At 64.3% G+C, this 1,752-nt stretch carries 4 protein-coding genes; all 4 read left to right on the forward strand.

The features are described from left to right. On the forward strand, positions 1 to 478 hold a 478-nt coding region (locus tag V3B48_RS21265), incomplete at its 5' end, for a hypothetical protein (RefSeq protein ID WP_329894408.1). Next, entirely contained in the window at positions 475 to 957 is a 483-nt protein-coding gene (locus V3B48_RS21270) for a DUF1833 family protein (protein ID WP_329894409.1), read from the forward strand. The genes V3B48_RS21265 and V3B48_RS21270, both read left to right, overlap by 4 nt. Next, positions 954 to 1,331 carry a nitrite transporter gene (locus tag V3B48_RS21275; RefSeq protein ID WP_329810717.1) on the forward strand — a complete coding sequence of 126 codons (378 nt, stop codon included), beginning with the start codon at positions 954 to 956 and terminating at the stop codon, positions 1,329 to 1,331. The genes V3B48_RS21270 and V3B48_RS21275 overlap by 4 nt, the downstream gene beginning before the upstream one ends. Further along, positions 1,328 to 1,752 (forward strand): hypothetical protein (locus V3B48_RS21280; protein WP_329894410.1); only part of this gene is annotated, 425 nt, incomplete at its 3' end. The genes V3B48_RS21275 and V3B48_RS21280, both read left to right, overlap by 4 nt.

The raw sequence follows: 1,752 nt of genomic DNA on the forward strand, positions 1-1,752 counted from the left end.
TCAGAAGGAAGGTCGGGTAATGGCGCTGATCATGCAGCCGAAGTGGTTGCCCGAACCGCTGCGCGAGGGCTATGGGCTGCGCCATGTATCCCCGCAGACGCGGTCCACCTTCGTGAGCGGGCGATCCCTGCCGCGGCGGGCCTACACCGCGACCCCGAGCCAGACCGAGGTGCGATGGCTGTTGAATGACCAGCAGGCTGCCCTGTTCGAGAAGTGGTTCCAGGAGCAGCTTTTCGATGGCGTGGCCTGGTTTGCCTGCCGCCTTCGCAGCCCGTTGGGCATGGACTACTACAAGGCGCGATTCACCGACATTTACGACGGTCCGACGTTGACCAACAGCAACCTGTGGATGTTCACCGCGCAGCTGGAACTGTACCTCCGGCCTCTGCTGGCTGAAGGTTGGTCTGAGTACCCGGAAGGCTTCCTGCAGGCCAATGTGATCGACCTGGCCGCAAACAGGGAGTGGCCCCAGCCATGAGCATTCTTGAACGGCTGTACGCGTCCGGGGGCAGCGAGATCGAACACGAAACTCTGGCCATCACCGTCGGTGGCGAGACCCACTACCTGACCAAGGGGTGGGAGGACCTGACTGCAGCGCTGGAAACTGGCCAGACGGTGACCTTCAAGGCCTGCGGTATGGACGTGGCCAAGCCGGCGCGCAACGCCGACGGCGTGCAGGATCTGCGGTTCGCCCTGACCAACATCGATGGCGTGGTGAGCACCAAGATCCGCGCCGCGCTGGCCGCGCGGCAGGAGATGACGGTAACCCTGCGGGTCTACCTGAGCAGCGATCTGCTGGCACCCATCAAGCGCCCGCTCTCGATGGTCATCAAAGGTGGCCAGTGGTCGGCCACCGAGGTCCAGATCACAGCCGGATTCATGAATATCCTCGACACGGCCTGGCCGCGCGACCGCTTCAACCTCTCCAAGCACCCAGGGCTGCGCTACATCTCATGACGATCGACCTTGAAAAGTACCTGGACGTGGTCTGGGTCAGCGGCGGCCGCGTGTTTCCCGAGCTTGACTGCTATGGCGTGGTCAATGAGGTGCGGCGGGATCTTGGGTTGCCGGCGTGGGATGAACACCTGGGCGCCACCCGAGACGATCTGCCCGAGCTGGCTCAGCAGGCGGTTCTGCAGCACGCCGGTAGCGACCTGGTAGAGGGCGCCGTGGCGTTCTGCTACGAGGGCAGCATGGTGACCCACGTCGCAGTGCTGGTGGAGGTAGACGGCCGCATGTGCACGTTGGAATGCAACGACGGCCGCAACGTGACGGTCCTGCCTGTGGCGCGCTTCGAGCGCCGCTTCAACCGTGTGGAGTACTACGCGTGATCCGTGTGTTCCCTTCCCGCATGCCAGGTGAAGCACTGGAAACCCACCAGCATGGCCGGATGACGGTGGATGGCTGGCTGCGGGCGAACGTGCGTGGCTACACCGGAGAGGGTGAGCAGCCGATTGAGCTGGAGGTGGACGGCGCGCAGGTTGCTCCAGAGGCGTGGGCAAGCGCCTGGATCGACAACGGCAGCGACGTGCGCATCTACCCGGTCCCTCATTACGAGGGCATTGCCGCAGTGATCTATTGGGTTGTGGTTGCGGTGGTGGCTGCGTATGCCATCTACATGGCCAACAACCTGCCTGGCAGTCGGAACGGGCAGGGCGACAGCCTCAGTCTCGACACGGCGCGGGCGAACACCGCGCGGCTCGGGAGCCCGGTCCGGGAGGTTCTGGGGCGATGCCGCGTTTGGGCCGACTA

The sequence above is a fragment of the Stenotrophomonas sp. SMYL20 genome, from assembly GCF_036320045.1.
Taxonomy (GTDB): domain Bacteria; phylum Pseudomonadota; class Gammaproteobacteria; order Xanthomonadales; family Xanthomonadaceae; genus Stenotrophomonas; species Stenotrophomonas maltophilia_A.

Bases quoted from the DNA above. Each gene is read 5' to 3' on its own strand.
- V3B48_RS21270 (WP_329894409.1), top strand. From the start codon at position 475: ATGAGCATTCTTGAACGGCTGTACGCGTCCGGGGGCAGCGAGATCGAA.
- V3B48_RS21275 (WP_329810717.1), top strand. From the start codon at position 954: ATGACGATCGACCTTGAAAAGTACCTGGACGTGGTCTGGGTCAGCGGC.